The sequence below is a fragment of the Actinokineospora spheciospongiae genome, assembly GCF_003182415.1.
Taxonomy (GTDB): Bacteria; Actinomycetota; Actinomycetes; order Mycobacteriales; family Pseudonocardiaceae; genus Actinokineospora; species Actinokineospora spheciospongiae.
The window spans coordinates 627,351-646,989 of sequence record NZ_QHCP01000005.1; the positions used below are offsets into that span (position 1 = coordinate 627,351).

At 74.2% G+C, this 19,639-nt stretch carries 12 protein-coding genes; 9 read left to right on the forward strand and 3 right to left on the reverse strand.

Annotated features, from left to right (window positions below):
• Nucleotides 1-37: 37 nt before the first annotated feature.
• Nucleotides 38-955 carry a LysR family transcriptional regulator gene (locus DFQ13_RS17085; RefSeq protein WP_110080473.1) on the reverse strand — a complete coding sequence of 306 codons (918 nt, stop codon included), beginning with the start codon at nucleotides 953-955 and terminating at the stop codon, nucleotides 38-40.
• Between the two features lie 72 nt (nucleotides 956-1,027).
• Between DFQ13_RS17085 and dapA the strand changes: the two genes are divergently transcribed.
• On the forward strand, nucleotides 1,028-1,954 hold the full coding sequence (gene dapA / locus DFQ13_RS17090; protein WP_110080474.1) for a 4-hydroxy-tetrahydrodipicolinate synthase: 927 nt from the start codon (nucleotides 1,028-1,030) through the stop codon (nucleotides 1,952-1,954).
• Here dapA and DFQ13_RS17095 read toward each other — a convergent pair.
• Both DFQ13_RS17095 and DFQ13_RS17100 read right to left on the reverse strand, forming a co-directional pair.
• A complete protein-coding gene (locus tag DFQ13_RS17095) occupies nucleotides 1,930-2,478 on the reverse strand; it encodes a vitamin K epoxide reductase family protein (RefSeq protein WP_035278292.1) in 549 nt (182 codons plus the stop codon). The two genes, dapA and DFQ13_RS17095, sit on opposite strands and share 25 nt — an antisense overlap.
• Nucleotides 2,475-3,203, reverse strand: a complete 729-nt coding sequence (locus DFQ13_RS17100) for a DsbA family protein (RefSeq protein ID WP_110080475.1) — start codon at nucleotides 3,201-3,203, stop codon at nucleotides 2,475-2,477. Before DFQ13_RS17100 ends, DFQ13_RS17095 begins: the two co-directional genes overlap by 4 nt.
• Nucleotides 3,204-3,315: 112 nt before the next feature.
• On the opposite strand from DFQ13_RS17100, the gene DFQ13_RS17105 reads away from it, so the two are divergent.
• The 8 genes from DFQ13_RS17105 (at nucleotide 3,316) to DFQ13_RS17140 (ending at nucleotide 19,591) form a co-directional block, all read left to right on the forward strand.
• Complete coding sequence (locus DFQ13_RS17105) at nucleotides 3,316-5,193, forward strand: cytochrome c oxidase assembly protein (RefSeq protein ID WP_233438447.1); 1,878 nt, start codon at nucleotides 3,316-3,318, stop codon at nucleotides 5,191-5,193.
• A 20-nt stretch (nucleotides 5,194-5,213) separates the two neighbouring features.
• A complete protein-coding gene (locus tag DFQ13_RS17110; protein WP_110080477.1) occupies nucleotides 5,214-7,454 on the forward strand; it encodes a heavy metal translocating P-type ATPase in 2,241 nt (746 codons plus the stop codon).
• Between the two features lie 92 nt (nucleotides 7,455-7,546).
• Nucleotides 7,547-8,446: an alpha/beta hydrolase family protein gene (locus DFQ13_RS17115; RefSeq protein ID WP_219994477.1), complete on the forward strand. Its 900-nt coding sequence runs from the start codon at nucleotides 7,547-7,549 to the stop codon at nucleotides 8,444-8,446.
• On the forward strand, nucleotides 8,436-13,580 hold the full coding sequence (locus DFQ13_RS17120; protein WP_110080479.1) for a caspase family protein: 5,145 nt from the start codon (nucleotides 8,436-8,438) through the stop codon (nucleotides 13,578-13,580). The genes DFQ13_RS17115 and DFQ13_RS17120 overlap by 11 nt, the downstream gene beginning before the upstream one ends.
• Before the next feature lie 10 nt (nucleotides 13,581-13,590).
• On the forward strand, nucleotides 13,591-15,159 hold the full coding sequence (locus DFQ13_RS17125; RefSeq protein ID WP_110080480.1) for a thymidylate synthase: 1,569 nt from the start codon (nucleotides 13,591-13,593) through the stop codon (nucleotides 15,157-15,159).
• Nucleotides 15,156-15,902 (forward strand): HAD family hydrolase, encoded by a 747-nt coding sequence (locus tag DFQ13_RS17130; protein WP_110080481.1) that lies wholly within the window; start codon nucleotides 15,156-15,158, stop codon nucleotides 15,900-15,902. The genes DFQ13_RS17125 and DFQ13_RS17130 overlap by 4 nt, the downstream gene beginning before the upstream one ends.
• Nucleotides 15,899-16,528: a hypothetical protein gene (locus tag DFQ13_RS17135; protein WP_110080482.1), complete on the forward strand. Its 630-nt coding sequence runs from the start codon at nucleotides 15,899-15,901 to the stop codon at nucleotides 16,526-16,528. Before DFQ13_RS17130 ends, DFQ13_RS17135 begins: the two co-directional genes overlap by 4 nt.
• 39 nt (nucleotides 16,529-16,567) lie before the next feature.
• The gene (locus DFQ13_RS17140) at nucleotides 16,568-19,591 is read left to right on the forward strand and encodes a metallophosphoesterase (RefSeq protein WP_110080483.1); all 3,024 of its coding nucleotides are present in this window, start codon (nucleotides 16,568-16,570) and stop codon (nucleotides 19,589-19,591) included.
• Nucleotides 19,592-19,639 lie beyond the last annotated feature (48 nt).

Genomic DNA, 19,639 nt, shown 5'->3' on the forward strand with positions numbered 1-19,639 from the left:
CCCCGGAGCTCCCCCGGACCGTGTCCACTGAGGACGTTCAACGGGGAGCGTCGTCGGGGTGCGCGCGGGGAGCCAGCTCGGCGAGCACCGCCCGGATCGCCGGGCTGGCACCCGCGCTGCGCCGCCAGGTCGCGTGCACCTCGCGCTTCGGCGGTCGCCGCAGCGGTCGGGACACGAGCCCTTCCCCCAGCGGCGGGCGGGCGACGCGGGGGATCAGGGCGAGGACCCGGTCCGAGGCGACCAGCGACAACTGGGTGGAGAAGTCGTCGACCAGGTGGCGCACGTCGGGGTCTTCCGGCGCGTCCGCGAACAGCCGCCGGAACCACTGGTGGCACACCGTGCCGGGCGGGCTGGTCACCCACGGGTGGCCTGCCAGGTCGGCGCTGGTCAGTGGCCGGTCGAGCTGCGCGAGCGGGTGCCCCCGCCCCATCACGACGTCGCCGACGTCGGTGTGGACGTGGCGCCGGGTCACCGACGCGGGCAGCGGGGCGGGCAGCCCGTCGGCGTCGTGGACCAGGGCGAGGTCGGCGGTCCCGGCGTCGACGGCGCGCAGGGCCTGGTCGGGGTCCTGCTCGGTGATGTGCACGCGCAGGTCCGGGCAGCGCGCCGAGAGCCGGGGGAGGACCGGTGCGAGCAGCCCGCGGATGGCCGTCGAGAAGGCGGCCACGCGGAGACTGCCGCGCGCCGCGCCCTCCGCGACCGACCGGCCCGCCTCGGCGCAGCGCTCCAGCGCCTGGAACACCTCCGGGGTGGCCTCGACGACGGCCCGACCGGCCGGGGTGAGCACGACCCCGCGCCCCGCCGGGGCGAGCACGGGCACCCCGACCTGCTGTTCCAGCCTCTTGATCTGCTGCGACACCGCCGAGGCGGTGAACCCGAGCTCGTCGGCCGCCCGCGCCAGCGTCCCGAGGGCGGCCACCGACCGCAACGCCCGCAGCGCGCCGATTTCGATCATGAAGCCAGGCTACGCGGTACCGGTGAAAAAGCATCGCTGGAGCGCGGGTGTCGACGCGGGCACGATCGCGGCATGACCACTGCGCGACACCCGGCCGAACTGCTCTTCGGCACCAACCTGGTCGCCATGGTGACCCCCATGCGACCCGACGGCGCGATCAGCGAGCCGGGGCTCGCCCGCCTCGTCGACCACCTGCTGGGCACGGGGTGCGACGGCATCGTCGTCGCCGGGACCACCGGCGAGGCGCCCACCCTGACCGACGCCGAGACAGCCGACCTGATCCACGCCGTGGCGGCCCGGGTGGGAGGCCGGGCCCGGGTGATCGCCGGGGTCGGCACCAACGACACCGCCACCAGCACCCGCCGGGCCCGCCAGGCCGAGGCCGCCGGAGCCGACGCCCTGCTGCTCGTCTGCCCCTACTACTCCAGGCCGACCCAGGCCGGGATCGTGGCGCACTGCCTGGCGGTGGCCGACGCCACCGGACTGCCCGTGATGCTCTACGACGTCCCCGCGCGCACGGGCACGGCCATGGCCGCCGCCACGCTGGTCGAACTCGCCCGCCACCCCCGCATCCGCGCGGTCAAGGACGCCAAGGGCGACCTGTTCGAGGCGATGTCCGTTCTGGCGGACACCACCCTGGCCTACTACTGCGGCATCGACGAACTGAACCTGCCCCACCTGGCGTGCGGCGCCACCGGCGTGGTCAGCGTCGTGGGCAACGTCGCCGCCGACCGCAACGCCGAGTTGATCCGCGCCGTCCGCGACGGCGACCTCGACGCGGCACGGGCGATCCAGGTCTCCCTGCTCCCGCTGACCGACGCCGTCATGCGGACCTCCCAGGGGGCCGCCATGGCCAAGGCGGCGCTGGCCGACCTCGGGATCATCCCGCACGCGGCGGTGCGCCCCCCGCTGCTGCAACCACCGGCCGAGGACCGCCTGCGGCTGGCGGACGCCCTGGCTGCGGAGTCGGGGGGTCAGTTGAACAGGCTGGTCCAGTAGTCCCAGAAGGCGATCAGCACGAGGATCACGATCACCACGTACCACAACGCCAGGACCGCGCTGTGGACGGTGCGCAGCGGTGCGAGCACGGGCCAGGTGTCCAGGGCGGTGTACCAGAACAGCGGGATCATCACGATCCACACGACGAGGCAGTACGGGCACAGCGCGTGGATGTCGTAGAGGCTGGAGGCGATGAGCCAGTGCACGAACACCACACCGAACGTGGTGCCGACCGCGAGCCCGACCCGGTACCAGCGCGGCGGGTCGAACCCCGCGAGCCCCGCCACCCCGGTGGTGACGACGACGGCGAAGGCGGCGATGCCGATGAGCGGGTTGGGGAAGCCGAACACCCCGGCCTGGGCGCTGTCCATCACCGACCCGCAGGAGATGACCGGGTTCAGCGAGCAGATCGGCACGTAGGTGGGGTCGCCGAGCTTGGCGATCTTCTCCAGCGTCAGCGCGATCGCGGCGGCGAGGCCGAGGCCGCCGCCGACGGTGTAGAGCCAGGCCAGTGCGCGGCTCATCCGGCGAGCCTCGCGTCGATCGCCGCGCGCAGCTCCCGGTCGACCTCGCCCGCGGTGCTGCCCCGCGGGTCGAACTTCTCGCCGTTGATGAAGAACGTGGGCGTGCTGTCCACACCGAGTTTCGTGCCGTCGGCGACGCCCTGGTCGATGATCGCCTGCACCTCCGGGGAGGCCACGTCGGCGCGGAACCGGTCCAGGTCGAGCCCGGCCGCGGTGGCGAACTCCTCGAACCTGGCGGTGGCCCGGGGGAGGTCGTCGCTCACGGACTTCCCGTCCTCGGTCAGCGCCCAGGACGCGTACCCGTCGTAGAGGGCGTGGTACATCTGCGCGTACTTGCCCTGCTTGCCCGCGCCCTCGGCGGCGCGCGCGGCGGGGACGGCGAGCGGGTGGCTCTGGAGCGGGAAGTTCCGGGGGACGAAGGTGAACCGCCCCGCGTAGTCCTGCTCCAACTTCTTGGTGATGTTCGCGTAGAACGAGGCGCAGGCGGGGCACTGGAAGTCCAGGAACTCCACCACGGTCACCTTGTCACCGGCCACCTGGGACAGTGTGTGGCTCCCCGCGGGGCGCAGGGTCTCGTCCGACCCGCCGCCGCTGTTGTCGGAGCGGTTCGCGAGCAGCACGATCCCGATCACCGCGATGGCGACCACGACGACGACGGCGGTCAGGATCACGTTCAGGGACACGCCGCGGCGCGCGGTCACCGGATTGCGGGTCTTGCTCGGCATGGGGGTGGGTCACCTTCGATAGGGGCGGGGGTCTCACCGAGTGAGTCGGATGGGAACCGGAGTAGTTCCGGGAACCATTCACCCTTTCCGGGCGACTCATGTGGGTGTGAGGGTGGACAAGGCCGTCGTCGTTTCGGCGTGCGCAGGCGCGGTGCTGAGCGCGGCGGTGGTGCTGGCGGCCGGTGACGTGTACGCGCTGCTGGGCGACAGCGACCCGGGCCGGTCCGCGGCGCTGCTGTTCGGGGTGCTCCGGTTCGTCGCCGACGCGGCCGGTGTGGTCGTGGCGGGGGCGCTGGCCTTCGCCGCGTTCGTCGTGCCCGCGCGCCGGGGGGCGGTGCTGACCGCCGACGCCTTCGGCGCCACGCGGATCGCCGCCGCGGCGGCCCCGGTGTGGGTGCTGGCCGCGCTCGGGGCGGTGCCGCTCTCGGCCGCCGACGCCACCGGGCAGACCCCGGGGGTGGTGTGGCGCAACCTGGCGGCGCTCGTGGCCGCCACCGAGGAGCCGAAGGCGTGGCTGGGCGTGGCCGCCGTCGCCGCGGTGGTGGCGTTGGGGGTCAGGATGACGCTGACCTGGTCGACGACCGTCCTGTGGTTCGGGGTCGCGCTGGCGGGGCTGCTGCCGCCGGTGGTGGTGGGGCACGTGTCCGTCGGCGCCTGGCACGACCTGGCGACCGACGCGATGGTCTGGCACATCCCGGCCGCCTCGGTGTGGGTCGGGGCGCTCGTCGCCCTGCGCTCGCACCTGCGGCGCCGGGGTTCCGCGGACCGCGGGCAGGTGGTGCGCCGCTACCACCGGCTGACCTCGGTGTGCCTGGTGGTGCTGGTCCTCAGCGGAGCGGTGCCCGGCCTCGTCCTCTCCCGTGGGCAGTTCTCCGGTTACGCGGCGCTGCTGCTGGTCAAGGTCTCCGTGTGCGCCCTCGTCGTCGTCGGGCGCCGCCTGCTCGGTTCGCGGTGGCCCCTCGCCGTGGAACTGGTCGCGCTCGGCGTGGCCCTGGGCGCCTCGATCGGACTCGGCCACCTGGTGCCGCCCGCGTTCACCGGCCGGTCCGCCTCCGTGCACGAGACGATCCTGGGGTACGGGCTGACCGCGCCCCCGACCGCGGCGGGCCTGCTGTCCGGCGCGCGCCCGGACCTGCTGCTCGGTCTCGGCGCGGTGCTGCTGGCCGCCGCCTACCTCGCCGGGGTGCGGGTCCTGCGCCGCCGGGGGCACCGCTGGGCCCCCGGCCGGACCGCCGCGTGGCTGGCCGGGTGCGCGGTGGTCGTCGTGGCGACCTCCTCCGGGGTCGGCAGGTACGCGCCGGGGACGTTCAGCCTGCACATGGTGGCCCACATGTCGCTGAACATGTTCGGCCCCGTGCTCCTGGTCCTGGGTGGACCGATCACCCTGGCCCTGCGCACGCTCCCACCCGGTCCGCGGGCCTGGCTGGTGGCCCTCACCCACTCCAGGGCCGCGCGGCTCGTCGCGCACCCGGCGGTCGCCTCGGTCGTGTTCGTCGCGTCCTACTACCTGCTGTACTTCTCGGACCTGTTCGGCGCGGCCATGCCGTACCACTGGGCGCACCAGGTGATGAACCTGCACTTCCTGCTCTCGGGCTGCGTGTTCTTCTGGCTCGTCATCGGCGTCGACCGGCCCCCGCGCCCGCTGCCGCACCTGGCCAGGCTCGGGATGCTGTTCGCGGTCATGCCCTTCCACGCGTTCTTCGGCGTCATCCTGATGAACTCCTCGACGGTGGTCGCCGAGACGTACTACCGCTACCTGTCCCTGCCGTGGGTGCCCGACCTGCTCGCCGACCAGCGCCTCGGCGGCGCCGTCGCCTGGGCCGCGGGGGAAATCCCGATGCTGGTGGTCGTCATCGCGCTGCTGCGGCAGTGGGCGGCGGCCGACCGGCGCGAGGCCACCCGCACCGACCGCCACCTCGACGCGGGCCGCGACGACCGGCTCGACGCCTACAACGCCATGCTCGCCGACCTCGCCGGGCGACGGCACTGACCAGCTCCGGGAAGCAGACGATGACCTCAGGACCGACCGGCGCACCGGTCGAACTGGCCGTGTCCGGCATGACCTGCGCCGCGTGCGCGTCCCGCGTCGAGCGCAAGCTCAACAAGCTCGCCGGGGTCCGCGCCTCGGTCAACTACGCCACCGAGCGCGCCGTCGTCCACGTGCCCCCGGGCCTCGGCGACGGCGACGTCATCGACACCATCCGCAAGGCGGGCTACGACGCGCGGGTCCGCCCCAGGGCCGAGGACGACCGCGCCGCGCACACCGCCGCGATCACCGACCTGCGGCGCAGGCTGCTCGTGGCCGCGCTGCTGGCGATCCCGCTGGGCAACCTGTCGATCACCCTCGCCCTGGTGCCCGGCCTGCGCTTCCCCGGCTGGGAAGCCCTGTGCGTGCTGCTGGCGCTGCCCGTGGTCGCCTACTCCGCCTGGCCCTTCCACCGGGCGGCGCTGCGCAACCTGCGGCACGGTTCGTCCAGTATGGACACCCTGGTCTCCCTGGGGGTGCTGGCGTCCTTCGGTTGGGCCGCGTGGTCGTCGTTCGCGGGCGGCTCCGCCCCCGGCCACTGGCTGGGCTTCGGCACCACCGCGGCGGGCGCCGACGCGGTCTACCTGGACGTCGCGGCCGGGGTGACCACCTTCCTGCTGGCCGGGCGCTACTTCGAGAACCGGTCCCGGCGCAGCGCGGTCGACCTGCTCACCGCCCTCGCCGGGCTGGCCGTCAAGGACGCCCGCGTGCTCCGCGACGGTGTGGAGCACGTGGTGCCCGCCGTCGAACTGCGGGTCGGAGACGTCGTGGTGGTCCGGCCCGGCGAGGGCATCCCGGTGGACGGCGAGGTGGTCGACGGCTGCTCCGCGGTCGACGCGAGCGCCGTCACCGGCGAGTCCGTCCCCGCCGAGGTCACCCCGGGGGACCGGGTGGTGGGGGCGACGGTCAACACGACCGGGCGGCTCGTCGTCCGCGCCACCGGCGTCGGCGCCCACACCCAGCTCGCCCAGATGAGCGCCCTGGTCGAGGAGGCGGCGCAGCGCAAGGCGTCGGTGCAGCGCCTGGTCGACCGGGTGTGCGCGGTGTTCGTCCCGGTCGTGCTGGTCGTGGCGCTGACCACCCTGCTCGGGTGGCTGGCCACCGGCAACGGCGCGCGGGAGGCGTTCACCGCGGCGGTGTCGGTGCTGATCATCGCCTGCCCGTGCGCGCTGGGGCTGGCGACGCCGACGGCCCTGATGGTCGGCGTGGCCAGGGCCGCCCAGCTCGGCATCCTGATCAAGGGCCCGGACGCGCTGGAAGCGACCCGCATGGTCGACACCGTGGTCCTCGACAAGACGGGGACCGTCACCACCGGCCGCATGGCCGTGGTCGACACCGCGTCCTTCACCGGGGCACCCGAGGCGGACGTCCTGCGCCGGGCGGGCGCGGTGGAGGCGGCCTCGGAACACCCGGTCGCCGCGGCGATCACCGCCGCGGCGGACGACCCGCCCGCCGCCGTGACCGGGTTCGAGGCGCTGGTCGGCGCCGGGGCCCGCGGGGTCGTGGGCGGGGTGCGGATCACGGTCGGCACCGCCGCGCTCATGGCCGAATCCGGCATCACCATCCCACCCGCGGCCCACCGGTGGCTCGGCACCACCGGTCCCGCCACCGCCGTCCTGGTCGCCGAGGGGGGTGCCGTCACCGGCGGGATCGCGGTCCGCGACACCGTCAAGCCCACCGCTGCCGCCGCCGTGGCCGACCTGCACCGCCTCGGACTCCGCACCGTCCTGCTCACCGGCGACAACGAGGTGGTCGCCCGCGCCGTCGCCGCCGAGGTCGGCATCCCCGAGGTCCTGGCCGAGGTCCGCCCGGTCGACAAGGTCGCCGCCGTGCGGGAACTGCGCGCGGCCGGGCACCGGGTCGCCATGGTCGGCGACGGCGTCAACGACGGCCCGGCCCTGGCCGCCGCCGACCTCGGCCTGGCCATGGCCCGCGGCAGCGACATCGCCACCCACGCCGCCGACGTCGTCCTGGTCCGCGACGACCTCACCGCCGTCCCCGAGGCCATCGCCCTGGCCAACCGCACCCTCACCACCATCCGCGGCAACCTCGCCTGGGCCTTCGGCTACAACGTCGCCGCCATCCCCCTGGCCGCCCTCGGCCTCCTGAACCCCCTCATCGCGGGCGCCGCCATGTCCCTGTCGTCGGTGCTCGTGGTCTCCAACAGCCTGCGCCTGCGCAACCACCGCCCGTCCCGGTCGCGGTCGGACCGGCCGCGAGTGTAGGTTGATCGCCTTCGATCGCTGGGGGACCGTGACCGCCGGTTCGAACGGGCACCCCCGGTTGGGAGGCGATTGCGCTGCCTGGGATCGTCTGCGTGCACGGCATCGGCCAGCAGCTCAAGGGGCAGGAGACGATCCGCGCGGAGTGGTCTTCCCGCCTGCGCGACGGTGCGCGGCTGGCGGCGAGCGGCCCGGCCGGGACCGAGGTCGCCGAGCGCCTGTCCGACACCGACATCGGGTTCGCGTTCTACGGCGACGCCTTCCGCCGGCCGGGGCAGACCCTGGGCGTCGGCGATCCGCTGCCGACCGCGGCCGACCTGACCGAGTACGAGCGGGAACTGCTGTCCGAGTGGTGGCGGGTCGCGGCCGAGACCGACCCCGCCGTCGTCCGGGCCGACGAGCGGACACTCGTGCGCGCGCCCCGGGCGGTGCAGACCGCGCTGCGGGTCCTCAGCGGCTCGGCGTTCTTCGCGGGCCTCTCCGAGCGGGCGATGATCGGCAACCTCGTCCAGGTCCGGCGCTACTTCACCGAGCCGCAGACGCGGGCCGCGATCCAGCAGCGGGTCGCCGACTCCGTGGACGGCGGCACCCGGGTCATCGTCGCGCACTCGCTGGGGTCGGTCATCGCCTACGAGGCGCTGTGCGCGCACCCGGAGTGGCCGGTCCGGGCGCTGGTGACCCTGGGCTCCCCGCTCGGTGTCCCGAACCTCATCTTCGACCGCCTCCGCCCGGCGCCGGTCGCCGCGGCGGACGGGCGGCGCCGGGGTGCTTGGCCGGGGTCGGTGTCGGCGTGGGCCAACGTCGCCGACGCCGGTGATGTCGTCGCGCTCGTGAAGGACCTGCGACCGCTGTTCGGCCCCCGCGTGGTCTCGTCCATCGTCCACAACGGAGCCAAAGCGCACGACGTCCGGCCCTACCTCACCGCGCCGGAGACCGGGCGCGGCATCCTGGCGGGCCTCGTCGGCGACGTGCCCGAGAGCGACCATGGCGGCTGAGCGGCCGACGGGAGCGGCCCCCGGCGCCCGCCGGTACCTGCTCACCGGGGTCGTCCGCCACTACCGGCACGACGAGTCCCTGAACCGGGACGGGCTGATCGACGACCAGCGCCGCGTCGTGGACTTCTTCGCCGAGTTCGACTACGAGCACCTGCCGGTCATCCCGGAGAACCCCACCCGCGCGGAACTCCTGGATGCCCTGCGCGAGTTCTCCTTCCACGGCGAACGCCGTCCCGACGACTTCGTCGTGCTCTACCTGGCGGGCCACGGTGATGTGCTCCCCGGCGGCCCCTACGGCGGCGACCTCGCCCTGCTGATGGCCGACGTGGACCCGCTGGACATCCGGCCGAGGTCGGTCAAGATCACCGAAGTGGCCGAGTCCATGCTCGCCGAGACCAGGGTGCACCGGCTGCTGCTCGTCGTGGACGCCTGCTTCTCCGGTCAGGCGGCGGTCGACTTCACCCGCGCGATCGGCGGTTACTCCGGCGACGAGACCGACCTCGACCTCACCGGGGAGCGCTACGGGCACGCGGTGATCGGCGCGACCCTGCCGAACCAGTTGGCCACCCAGGGCGTCTTCACCCGGGCGCTGACCGACGCCCTGCGGGACCTGCGGGAGAGCAGGGGCCCGCAGGCCCCGATCAGCCTCGACGACATCCAGGTCGAGCTGCACCAGCGCATGCCTCCCGCGCAGCGGACCAACTTCGCCCTGCTCGCCAGGCGCAGCAGCGGAATCCCCGACTTCCTGTCCGGCCCCGACCGGCGCCCGGCCGCGCGCCCGGCCGAGCCGAAGAGCAGGCGCAGGCTGCGCGAGGAGGAGCTGCGGGAGAGGTTCTTCCCGCACGTCGGCGAGTTCGTCGGTCGGGTCGAAGCCAGGCGGGAGGTCGTCCGGTGGCTCGCCGACCCCGCGGACGGGTCGCCGATCGTCGTCGTGGGCGACCCGGGGTCGGGCAAGACGACCCTGCTGGGCTGGCTCGCCGCCGTGTGCCACCCCGAGTACGCGCCGATGGCCGCCCGCGACGGGCACCCCACGCCCGGGATGGGCGCGATCGACGCCGCGGTGCACGCCGGGGGCCGGACGGGGGTGGACGTCCTGGCCGCGATCGCGGCGGCCGGGGGGATCGCGGGGATCGACGAGGAGGCGGGGCCGCACGCGGTCATGCCCGCGGTCCTGGCGGAGCTGCGCGACCGCGAGACGCCGCTGGTGGTCCTCGTCGACGCCCTCGACGAGGCGTCCCAGCCCACGTCGCTGGTCGAGGACGTCCTCATCCCGCTGAGCACCGGCTGCGCGGGCCGCGTCCGGCTGCTGCTCGGTGCCCGACCGCGGGTCCTGGCGGGCTTCGCGGGCACCGCGCACGTGCGGGTCGACCTCGACTCGCCCCGGTTCGCCGATCCAGGCAGCCTGCGGCGGGTGGTGCGCAGGCGCCTGGTCCGCAACCGGGAGGGGCTGGACGAGGACCGGGTCGAAGCGGTGACAGCCGTGATCGCCGAGGTCGCGGGCCGCTCCTTCTACCTGGCGTGCCTGGTCGCCGACAAGCAGGGGGCGTCGGACGGGCTGCCGGACCCCGCCGACCCGGTCTGGCGGTCGAGCCTCCCGCGCGACACCGGCACGGCGATGCGCGAGGACCTGGTCGGCAGGCTCGGCGGCGGCGCCGAACGGGCCATCGACCTGTTGCGCCCCCTGGCCTACGCCCAGGGCGGTGGGCTGCCGTGGGAGGCGGTCTGGCTCGCCCTGGCGAACGCCCTGGACCCCGGGGGCGGCCACCGGGCCACCGACCTGCTGGACGTCCGGGGCAACGCGGCGTCGTACGTGGTGCCTGCCGGGCAGTTCGACGGCAGGGCGCTCTTCCGGTTGTTCCACAAGTCGCTGGCGGACCTCCTGCTCGCGGGCCGCGACGAGGTCGAGGACGAGCGCCGGATCGTCACGGCCCTGGTCGCGGGCGTGCCCAGGCACGACGACGGGACCCCGGACTGGGCCGCCGCGCACCCGTACGTCCGGACCCACCTGGTCGGGCACGCGGTCCGGGCGGGGCGCATCGACGAACTCGTGCGGCTGCCCGGGTTCCTGCTCGTGGCCGAACCGGTGCGGCTGCTCTCCGCCCTCGACCGGACGGTCGCCGCGCCCGCGCGCGCGGCGGCGAACGCCTACCGGCGGGCGCTCCCGGCGCTGCGCGCGCACGGTCCGCAGGAGGGCCCGGCCCACCTGGGGCTGGCGGCGCGCTGCGTCCGCGCCGACCGGTTCGCCGACGCCATCGCGGTCGACCACGCCTCCTGGCGGGCGCGCTGGGCGGCCTGGCAGCCACAGCACCCGCACGTGCCGATCAGGGTCTGCCATGGCGCGATCAACGCCGTGGCCGTCGCCGCGGTCGACGGGCGCCACCTGGTCGTCTCGGGGAGCGAGGACGGCGTGCTGCGGGTGTGGGACGGGCAGACCGGCGCGCTGTTCCGGCAGCCGGTCACCGCGCACGCGGACGCGGTCAACGCGCTGGCCGTCACCAGGTCGGGCACCAGGCAGGTCATCGTCTCCGCGGGCTCGGACGCGCGGGTGACCGCGTGGGACCTGAAGACCGGCGAGCCCGTCGGCCGTCCCCTGCGCGCCCACACCGGCGGGGTGCGGGCAGTCGCCGTGGTGGTCCTGGACGGCGAAGCGGTGGTGGTCTCCGCCGGTGACGACCTGGCCGTCCGCGTGTCCCGCCTGGGCACCGACGAGCTGCTCGGCCCGCCGTTGCGCGGTCACCGGCACCCCGTCACGGCCATCGCCTGCGACCCGGGGGGCACCACCGCGGCCTCCGCGGACGAGGGGGGCCGGGTCCTGGTCTGGGGCCTGTGGGACGACACCCCCACGCCGGTGGAACTCAACCACCCGCGGTCGGTCCGCACCGTGGGGTTCGCGGAGGTCGATGGTCACCCGGTGGTGGTGACGGGCTGCCACGACACCAAGATCCGGGTGTGGGACCCGCGCACCGGTTCGCTGGTCCGGGAGCCGATCACCGGGCACAGCAGGGCGGTGCTGTCCGTGGCGGCGGGTGTCGTCGGCGGGCGCCCCGTGGTGGCCTCCGGCAGCGCGAGCGGCACGATCAGGGTGTTCGACCGCGCCACGCACGCCGAGGTGGGCGACGCGATCACCGGGCACAGCGGTCCCGTGCGGGCGCTCGCGTTCGCCACCTTCGGCACCCGCCCGGTGGTGGTCTCCGGGTCGGCCGACGGCACCGTCCGGATCTGGGACGTCGGGGCCCCGGACCTCGACGGCGACCCCTTCGCGGGCGCCCAGCCCGCGAGCCAGGCCCTCGCGGTGACCACCCTGGACGACTGCCCCGTGGTGATCGCGGGCGGCACCGGTTCCACGGTGCGGGTGTGGGACCTGGAGACCGGCATCACCATCCGGCGGGCCTACGCGGGGCACCGCAGGACGGTGACCGCCGTGGCCGCGGCGCGCACCGGTTCCCGCCACGTCGTGGTCAGCGGCGACGCGGGCGGCGAGGTGCACGTCTGGGACCTGGTGCCGCCCGGCTCGGCCGCCCGGCACACCACCCACCGGCAGCGCGTGACCGGCCTCTGCGTCGCCGAACTCGCCGGGGAGGCCGTCGTGGTCTCGGGGAGCCTGGACCGCACCGTGCGCGTGCGGTCCCTCGCGAGCGGCGCGGAGGTGGGGGAGCCCTACCGGGCGAGCGGGTCGGCGGTGCGCTGCCTGGCGGTGGGGCGGCTGGGCGCCGCGACGGTGGTGATCACCGGGGAGGACCGGGTGGTCCGGGTCTGGGACCTCGCCACCCGCACCCCGGTCGGCCGCCCCTTCGCGGAGCACGAGGGCAACGTCTCGACCGTGGCCCTGGTGGAGGACGCGGGCAGGTCACTCGTCGTCTCCGGGGACGAGCGGGGAACCGTGCGGGTCTGGGACCTGGCCGGTCGAACCGCGGACGGGCAGCCGTTCCACGGGCACGCCCGGGCTGTCCGGGCACTCGCGCACGCCCGGGTGGACGGGCGGCGCGTGGTCTTCTCCGGCGGGGCCGACCAGGCGGTCCACGCGTGGGACCTGGGCACCGGGGCACCGGTCGGCCGGGGAGCGATCGACCACGGCGATCGGGTCGGCGCGCTGGCGGTGGCCGACCTCGACCACCGGCCCACCGTCGTCTCCGGCGGCGTCGACAACCCGATCGGGGTGTGGGACGCCGCCACCGGTGCGGAGCGGTTCGGCCGCCACTCGCACTGGGTGCGGGCGGTCGCGGTCGGCCCACTCGGGAACCGGCCGGTCGTGGCGTCCGGCAGCGTCGACGCCACGCTCCGGATCTGGGACCTGGAGTCCGGGCGACCGGTCTCCGCGCCCCTGCGCGGGCACACCCGCGGTGTGCGGGACGTGGTGGTCGCGCGGTTCGCCGACGGCCGGTCGGTCCTGGTCTCCGGCGGGGACGACCAGTCGGTCCGCGCCTGGGAGCCGGTCGACGGCGTCGTGACCGGCAGGCAGCTCGGCACCCATTCCGACTGGGTGCGCGCGCTGGCCGTCTCCGAGGTCGACGGGGTGCCCGTCGTGGTCTCCGGCGGGGACACCACGGTGCGCACCTGGTCGCTCGACGGCGGCGGAGCCGACAGCCCGCCGTACACGGGGCACACCGCGTGGATACGCGCCGTGGCGACCAGCCGACTCGCCGGTGGCGAGCCGGTGGTGGTGTCCGCCGCCGCCGACGCGGCGGGCATCCACGTCTGGGACGTGGTCCGGAAGGAACCGGTCAGCGCGCCCTTCGACGGCCACGCCCAGCCGGTCCGGGCGCTGACCGCGGTCGACTTCGCCGGGCGCCGGGTCGTGGTCTCCGCGGACGACGGCGGCACCGTCCTCGCCTGGGACCTCGAAACCGGGGAGCTGGTCGCCGACCCGCTGACCCGCCGCTTCCCCGACGTCGGCGTGGTGACGACCGCGACCCCCGCGGGGCGGGTGCCGGTCGCGGGCCCGGACGGCGTGCGGGTGGTGGTGGCCGCGCGAGGGCGGGCACACGTGCTGCGGCTGTCCACCGCGGGCCGGTGGCGGGCGGAGTGCGCTGTGGACGCCCAGAGCGATGTGCTCTCCGCGGCGCTGTACGGTCGGGATTCGCTCGTCCTGGGCTGCGAGCTCGGGGTGGTGGCAATCCGCTTGGCGACGTGGTGAAGGGGTGCGGATGACTCTGACCTTCAAACCCCTCCACCACGGCGACCGGATCGAGATGGTCAACCCGGCCGGGGACGTCGGCCTGATCACGCTGTGGTCACCCGTCCCCGTGGCGCGGCGCAGGCTCGCCGCGACCGTCCCCGGAATCCTGGACCCGACCGGCAGCCGGGTGGCGGTCGTCGCCAACCTCTACGGCGACGGCATGTACGCGATGTTCTGCAACCTGCTGTTCAACCCCCAGGTCCGCCACCTGGTGGCGGTCGGTGAGGACCTCGGCCAGCCCACGTGCCGGGAGATCGAGGCCTTCCTCCGCGACGGCCTGGAGGACACCACCCTGCTGGGCAGGCGCCTCAAGCGGATTCGCGGTGAGAACAGGTTGTTCCCCGACATCGCGGAATTCGACGCGGACAGGCTGCGGCGGACCATCAGCTTCCGGGACTTCGGCAGGCTCTCCGGTGAGCAGCCCACGCCGGGATTGGCCGACCACCTCGACTCGCTGCCCCGCGCGCCGCAGGAGTCGCTGCCCGAGCGGGTGCGGGTGGACATCCCGGAGTTCGAGGCCGACGCGTACGAGTACCGGCCCTCCCAGCCCGCGGCGCACCACGTCGTCCGCCGGGGCCCGCTGGACTGCTGGGAGGAACTCGTGGTCCGCGGCATCCGCTTCGGCGTCCCGGTGGTGCTGGACAACGGTCCGCGCCTGGAGTTGCTGAACGCGAAGGCGGTCATCACCGAACCCGAGCACGAATCGGACGAACTGCTCGGCAGGTACGGCTTCCGGCTCGACCGGATGCTCGCCTACCAGGAGGCGATCCTGGACCCGGAACTGCCCGACGGGATCTCCTACACCTACGGCAACCGGCTCCGCGGCCACTTCGGGGACGACCGGGGCGGGCAGGACACGCTGGAAGCGGTCGTCGACCTGCTGCGCGACGACCCGGAGTCGCGCCAGGCCTACATCTCGCTGTGGGACACGGAAGCCGACCTCCCCGCAGCCGGGGCGCCCAGGCCGGGGTCGCGACCGTGCCTGACGACGATCTTCTTCCGCCGCGCGGCGGGGAAGCTGACGCTCACCGCCACCTACCGCTCGCACAACCTGCTGACCGCGTGGCTGCAGAACGTCTACGGCCTGATGGCGATCCAGCGGCACGTGGCCGACCGCGTCGGCGTCCCGGTGGGACCGGTGACGGTCATCAGCCACTCCCTCGGGATCGACCCCCGCAGCCCGCGCTACGAACTCGGGCGCGGCATCGCGGAGAACTGGCGGACCGACGAGGACCTGGACCGGGCCCGGGACCGGCACGCGCTGCGCCAGGACCCGAACGGCTACTTCGTCGTCGACGTCGACGAGGACGAGGACTGCCTCGTCGTCGAGCACCGGTACGCGGGGCTGCTGATCAAGCAGTACCGGTCCGACCGCGCCGCCGTGATCGAACGGGCCATCATCGGCGACATGGGGGTCAGCCTGGTGTCGCACGCCTTCTGGCTCGGCCGCGAACTGGCCACGAAGGAACAGGCCCTGCGGGAACGGCGCAAGAGCCGGGTTTCCTCGGCGGCGCGGGACGGGGCGGCGCGCCGGTGACGGGCGAACTGATCGTGTTCGACCTGGGGTCCACGCTCGTCGACGGCCCGGAGAAGGGGCCCGCGGGCCGCGTCGTCGCAGCCCTCGGCCTGCCCCGCGCCGCCAAGGGGCGCCTCCACGAGGCGCTGATGACCAGGCCGTTCGAGAGGCCCGGTGAGGTCGCGGACCTCCTCCGGCGGGAGTACGGCGCCACCGGCGACCAGGTCGACCGGGAGGTCGCCGACGTCTGGGCGGCGCAGGAGGACGACGCCGTCCCGGTGCCGGGCGCGCTGGAGGCGCTGGCGGGCCTGGCGGACGGCGGGTACCGGTTCGCGCTGGCCTCCAACATCTGGCACCCCTACCTGGTGTCGGCGCGCAAGCACCTGGGCCACTTCTTCGACAGCCACATACCGAGCGGTCACCAGTTCTTCTCGTACCGCGCCGGGTGCGCCAAGCCCTCGCCGCGGCTGCTCGAACAGGTCCTGCGCGCGACCGGGGTCCCGGCAGGCAGCGCGGTGATGGTCGGGGACTCCCACACCAACGACGTCGCACCCGCGCTGGCCCTGGGGATGCGCGCGGTCTGGGTCCTGCGCGAGCCCCACCGGGAGGTGCCCGCGCTGGTGGGCGCCGTGAACGGGACCGCGCCGAGACCGTCCCTGGCGATCGCGTCCATCGCCGGACTCACCGACCAGGCGATCGCCGCCGCGTTCGCCGCCGCGCCGGACGTCGCCGACCACAACCCGAACCCGGAGAAGTCCTCGTGAAACCCATCCTGGTCGAACCCTTCGACCGAACGCACCTGCTCGACCGGGTGCGGCAGACGCGACTGCGCGGGTTCGACCGGCGCCAGGTCTACCGGGACGCCGTCGTCGAACTCACCCCTCCCACCAGCACCGACGCGTTCACCCCGGCGCAGAACTACGTCCTGCGCCCCACCGTCGACACGATCCTGGCGCTGCGGGCGAACCTGCTGGACGAGGGGATCGACCTGTTCGCCCTCGACGGCGGCGCCCACGTCCGGATGCAGGACAACCCGGACGAGGTCGTACCGGTCATCCCGCCCGTCGTCGAGGAGTCCCGCGAACCCGACGGCCGCACCGTGCTGGTGGTCAACGACGGGCTCCACCGCCTGTTCGCCGCCCGCTCGGTCGGCCTGCCCATCTCGGTCGTGCTCATCCGCGACGTCCCGCCCGATTGCCCGTACTACGCCTACGCGTTGCGCGACGGCTGGTCCCAGGTGGCCGAGCTGGACGAACTCCCGGACACGCACCAGAAGAAGGAATACCGGGTGCCCGGTAACTACAAAGCCCTCTTCCGCGACTTCAACGAACAGTTCCCCGGGGTGCAGAAGCAGCGCAAGCGGTCGAACCCCGCTCACATCAGCGAGTAGCCGCGCGCGCACGCGCGGCAGGCGGCAGGAGGATCGTGGATGTGGCTCGTTGACGACGGGTTCCTCCGGGGCGTCGCCAGTGGCGAGTCGCCCTGGGTGCGCACGGTGGAGGTCCCGAGGGACCGGCCGTACTTCGACATCGAGGCCGTGGCCGACGTCCGCCAGGACCGGCCGGGCGAGGGCGGCTTCCTCGAGCGCTTCCGGCGACTGCGCCGCCCGTTCAACGAGGGTCGGCCGTGCCACCTGCTGGTGAGCTGCGGCGACCTGGTCCCGGCGCGGTCAGCCCGACCGGGGCAGGACGAGGACTGGGGCGAGGAGTTCGCCCGACTGCGCCCCTCGGTCTCCGAGGTGCTCGCGGTGCCGGGGAACCACGACATCGCCCGCGACCCCGGGGGAGCGCACTTCCACCGGCGCCTGCTGCCGAGGCTCCTGGCCAACGCCGAGGTCCTGGACGAGCCGCGCGACCTCCCGGTCGCCTCGGTGACGCGCGTCCGCTTCGCGGGGGAGGAGGCGGCGGAACCGCTCGCCCACGTCGTGGTCATCGGGTTCGACTCCACCACCGCGGAGCACGCGAACCACTTCATCGAGGACCACGGGCAGATCGGCCGCGAGCAGACCGCGGCCTCCCTCGAACTCGTCCGCACGCTCGCGCGCACGATCGCCGGGAACACGCCGCTCTACGTCATCGGGGTGGCCCACCACCACCTCCTGGCCAGCCAGGACCGGGCCTTCCCCGCCCGGGTCGCCCGAGGCGGTCTGGAAAGCCGCGCGGCGACCCTGGAATGCCGGGAGAACCCGGCGGCCGGTGGCGTCTCGGCGCTCTGCCGCACCAACCACATGATCGCGACGACGACGGCCGGGGACCTGGTCGACGGCCCGACCTTCCTGGCCCACTGCCGCGACCTCAGGATGTCCCTGGTCCTGCACGCACACATGCACAGGCGCGAGGTGGCCACCCTGTCCACCGCGGCGCTGGCCCCCGGCGAACGACCGACCGGGATCACCGTCGTGGCCTGCCCGCCCTTCGCGCCGGACCTGCGCTCGTCCGGCATGGCCCGGGTGCGGGTCAACGTGTGGAAGGGCGAGGCGGAGGTCGCGTTCAGCCACGACGACGAGTTCGACGGCCCGAGCAGGCCCATCCAGGTCGTGCGGCCCCTGGTGTCCGCCTCCCGGGTGACGCCCGCGGAACGCCGCCTGCACGAAACCGTGACCGGGCTGCTGGCGGACAGCGCGCGGACCGCGGGCGCGTCGCCGGTCGCCGGGTTGTCGGAGTTCACCGCGCACGTCGCCCGCACCTGGGAGGAGACGGGCTACGTCGCCCTCTGCAACCCGGACGGCTCGTTCCCCGCGCTGCCCGCCGCCCGCAGGACGACCTACTTCCTGCTCCTGCTGCTCCGCGAGCGCGTCACGGGCGGCCACGACATCCTCCTCAACAACCACACCCCGCTGCGCCCCTCGCAGATCGGCGACTGGGAATCGCTGCTGCTGCCCGCGTTCAAGAACGTGCGCGCCCTGCTCGAACACCTCCGCGACGACGTGCTCAGGCAGGTGGTCGACCAGGCCGAGGACCTGGAGAAGGCGGCGCACGTCCGCGCGTTCGAGGAGGCCGCCGGACGGATACTCGACGAACGCGGCAGCACCGGCGAGGACACCTGGGCGGATCAGCTACGGGAGGTCGCCACCTTCACGAAGCGGAAGATATCGCCGACGACCGGTCACGTGACCGAGTACGAGTACCAACTCGTGACGCTGCTGCCGCTGGTCCGGCGACCGGACCGGGAACCGCGGGCCGGGTCGACCGAGGCGGACCCGGACGCGCGGCGGGAGCAGCGGCACCGCGACTTCGACGCCATCATGGACTGGCTCAACGAGCTGCCCTCGGTGCGCCGCCACGGCGACCGGGCGCGGGGTGCGCGCATCCCGATCGAGGCGTTGCGGCCCGGCGGTTCCGGTATGCGCTGGGAACCCGCGGGGACCTCCGGCGACCGGCCCCGGGTGCGGGCGGCGGACACGGTGCACCGGGTGCCGCCGGGCGGCGTCTGGTTCCCGGTGCCGGACGGCGACGACGAGCGGGACGACTCGCTGTGGCGGCAGTGCCCCTCCATCGTGGCCCGCAACGCCGACGTGATGACCTGGGTGGAGGACGACCTGATCAGGCGCAGGACCCTGGCGGGCGGGTCGTTCCCGCCGGAACTGGTCGTCGGGAAGCTGGGGACCGGCGGCAACCGGATTCGGGTCGTGGGGCCGCGGTTCCCGTTCGAGGTGCCACCGGGCGGGCGCGGACCGGCGGCGGACGTGCCGTCCACCTGCACGGTCGACGCGATCGCCAAGGTCAGGTACGTGGACGGGTACGACCTCGAGGGGCAGCACCCCTACGCGGGACTGGAGACCAAGCGGGTGTTCCTGGTCCGGCAGGAGGTCCCCGCCTGGCGCGGCACCAGGCAGGTCCTCCTCGTCTTCGACGCCGACGCGTTCGACCGCGGTGTCGTGCCGCGGCTGCGCGCCGACGCGGCGCTCGGCGTCCTCCGGCCGGTCCAGCGGTACGTGCTCAGGGCGGGGCTCGAACGCGCGAACGAGCTGTACGAGCAGGTCCTCGGTGGGCTGGACGACGAGTGGGGGTTCGTCCGCGTCCGCAAGGGCGACGCCCCGAAGCCGGTCACCGTGACCCCGCCCGTCATCGAGAACCTGCACCCGGACGACTGGGAGGACGAGCGGGGGAACGGGGAGTTCATCGTCTGCGACGGCAACCACCGCGTGGTCGAGCTGGCGTGGAACCAGCGGATCGTGCTCCCGGCCATCGCCGTGGTCGGTGAGCCGGGGCAACCCTACTACGCCCGCCCGTTCTCCCGGTACGAGTGGAGCCACACCGCCGAGAACGTGCGGGACCGGTCACCCGACCAGGCGTCGAAGTACGCGGTACGGAAAGTGGACTTGGAAACGCTCACCCCCTCCGCGCGGGAGCGCCTTTCCCATTACCCGGCTTCGGAGCATTACCGCCGCTACTACCGCGACCTGACAGCGGGATTCGGGTACCTGGGCGGCCAAGGCGGCCGATACGTATAGGGCGCCCGAGCGCGGGGTAGGATGCCGCTCGTTGACATGGAGGTAAAC

Coding starts and splice junctions, on each gene's coding strand:
- DFQ13_RS17085 (WP_110080473.1), bottom strand. CDS start 955: ATGATCGAAATCGGCGCGCTGCGGGCGTTGCGGTCGGTGGCCGCCCTC.
- dapA (WP_110080474.1), top strand. CDS start 1,028: ATGACCACTGCGCGACACCCGGCCGAACTGCTCTTCGGCACCAACCTG.
- DFQ13_RS17095 (WP_035278292.1), bottom strand. CDS start 2,478: ATGAGCCGCGCACTGGCCTGGCTCTACACCGTCGGCGGCGGCCTCGGC.
- DFQ13_RS17100 (WP_110080475.1), bottom strand. CDS start 3,203: ATGCCGAGCAAGACCCGCAATCCGGTGACCGCGCGCCGCGGCGTGTCC.
- DFQ13_RS17110 (WP_110080477.1), top strand. CDS start 5,214: ATGACCTCAGGACCGACCGGCGCACCGGTCGAACTGGCCGTGTCCGGC.
- DFQ13_RS17120 (WP_110080479.1), top strand. CDS start 8,436: ATGGCGGCTGAGCGGCCGACGGGAGCGGCCCCCGGCGCCCGCCGGTAC.
- DFQ13_RS17125 (WP_110080480.1), top strand. CDS start 13,591: ATGACTCTGACCTTCAAACCCCTCCACCACGGCGACCGGATCGAGATG.
- DFQ13_RS17140 (WP_110080483.1), top strand. CDS start 16,568: ATGTGGCTCGTTGACGACGGGTTCCTCCGGGGCGTCGCCAGTGGCGAG.